We start from the raw sequence: 2,022 nt of genomic DNA, 5'->3' as shown, positions 1-2,022 counted from the left end.
CTTCGGGGCGGCCTCCTCCCGGGAGGGGGCCTTCGCCGGGGCCGCGGACTCGGCGGCGGAGGCGTCGGCGGCCGGGGCCTTCGCCCCGGTCCCCGCGGTCTTCGGGGCGGCGGTCCCGCCGGTCGGCTCCTCGGTCACCGCGGGGGTCGGCGCGTCGGTGCCCGTGGGGGTCCGGGCCTCGGGGTGCTCCTCACCCTTGCCGTTGCCCGAGCCGGGGCGGTAGTCGGCGAAGAAGTCCCACCAGGCCCGGTCCACGGAGTTGGGGTCCTGGAGGTACTGCTGGTAGATCTCGTCCACCAGCCATTCGTTGGCGCCGAACCCGGCCGCGGGGCCGTTTCCTGATCCGGCCTGGTCGGTGGAGACACTTGACGTGTTCGGGGACTGTGGCGACACGGCGGCAACCGCCCTCTTCCGCTTCGCAAGGTGATGGGACAGCGGGAATCAAGGCTACGCCTTTCGGATGCCCCGGCGCAGTCCCAACGGCGCAGTCGTCGCGTACATCACACTCACAGGGGTTGCCTGCCGTGTTTTGATCCACGAATCGACGGGAAAGAAGCGGGGTTTGGTCGCAACCGGATCGCTTTCGGGAAGGACCGGGCGCGACTGCGACAGGGCGTCGGCGCAGCCGTCTCCGCACGGAGGGTGACCGCGCATGGGGTCTCCCGTTCGACCCCTACCCGACCGGACCCGGTGTACGCGCACCGATCACCGGCCGGCCCGCGGGTGACCGGCCGGCGACGAACCGGTGTCGCCCCCGGGCCCGCCGCGCCGCTCCCGGACCGGCCCGGGAACTCCGGGGGTCGGGAGGGCGACGGCGCTCCCGACCGAGCCGGGGCGCCGGACGGTCCGGGCCGTCCTCCACCGCGACCCTATGTCACCCGGCGGAACCCTGATCACCCGGGAGGGTGACGCGGATGCGGCACCCCCGCTTGGACTCCGCCACCCCGATCGTGCCGCCGTGCAGGTCCACCGCCCACCGGGCGATCGCCAGCCCCAGACCGGTGCCGCCGTCGCGCGCCGGGCCACCGGGCCCCGAGCCGCGCCCGAACCGTTCGAAGACCATCTCCCGCTGGTCACAGGGGATGCCGGGGCCCTCGTCCAACACCTCCAGTTCCAGCCCGCCGCGCTGTCGACCCGGACGCGCCCGCACCGTCACGGTGCCGCCCTGTGGACTGTGCTTGATGGCGTTGTCCACCAGGTTGGCCACCACCCGCTCGAGCCGCTCCGGATCGGCGTGCGCGATCAGTCCCGGCCGGTCCCCCGTCGCCGTCGGGCGGACGTCCAGCTCCAACCGCACGTCCGGGCGGGCGTGGCCGCGGCCGAAGGCCACGTCCGCGTCCCGCAACAGGTCACCCAGGTAGCCCTCGACGTCCAGTGCCCGGGGGCGCAGCGCGACCACGCCGTTCTCCAGGCGGGAGAGGTCGAGCAGTTGCTCCACCATGCGCCCCAACCGCTCGGTCTGCCGCAGCGCGCCGGCCATCGTCCCGCGGTCCGGTTCGCAGACCCCGTCCACGACGTTCTCCAGCACGGCCCGCAGCCCGGCGATGGGCGTACGCAACTCGTGGGAGACGTTGGCGACCAGATCGCGGCGTTGCTGATCCTCGGCCTGGAGGTCGGCCGCCATCCGGTTGAAGGCGCGGGCCAGCTCACCCAGCTCGTCGCGCCGGCGCACCCGGACCCGTCGGCCGTACTCGCCCCGGGCCATGGCCCGCGCGGCCGCGGTCACCTCGGTGATCGGCGCGGCCAGTCCCTGCGCCACGAACTGCGTGATCAGCAGCGAGGAGATGACGGCGATGATCGCGATGATCCGCAACTCCAGGGAGGAGCGGTGGGCCAGCAGGATGAGCACGGTGGTGATGGTGACCGAGGAGATCACCAACCAGCCGAGAGCGGCCTTCACCGAGCGCAGCGGGTCCATCGGACGCAGCGCGGCCCACAGCCGGCGCGCGGGGGAGGGGCGCGGTGATCCCGGGGTGGACCGGCGCCCCCGCGGACCGACCTCCCCGTCGGGGGGAGGAGCGG

2 protein-coding genes are annotated in these 2,022 nt (G+C 73.8%); both read right to left on the bottom strand.

From position 1 onward, the window contains the following. A partial coding sequence (locus FNQ90_RS21075) for a 2-oxoglutarate dehydrogenase E1 subunit family protein (RefSeq protein ID WP_407699410.1) occupies nt 1-393 on the bottom strand: 393 nt, incomplete at its 3' end. Nucleotides 394-874: 481 nt separating this feature from the next. Further along, nucleotides 875-1,918 (bottom strand): HAMP domain-containing sensor histidine kinase, encoded by a 1,044-nt coding sequence (locus tag FNQ90_RS21070; protein WP_182607798.1) that lies wholly within the window; start codon nt 1,916-1,918, stop codon nt 875-877. Between the last annotated feature and the right edge of the window lie 104 nt (nt 1,919-2,022).

Origin of the sequence: Streptomyces alkaliphilus, from assembly GCF_014141535.1 — a bacterium.
Classification (GTDB): domain Bacteria; phylum Actinomycetota; class Actinomycetes; order Streptomycetales; family Streptomycetaceae; genus Streptomyces; species Streptomyces alkaliphilus.
This window is presented reverse-complemented; position numbering and strand designations above follow the sequence as displayed.

What these genes read in the sequence shown, in the direction of transcription:
- FNQ90_RS21070 (WP_182607798.1), bottom strand. Translation starts at nt 1,918, where the DNA reads ATGGACCCGCTGCGCTCGGTGAAGGCCGCTCTCGGCTGGTTGGTGATC.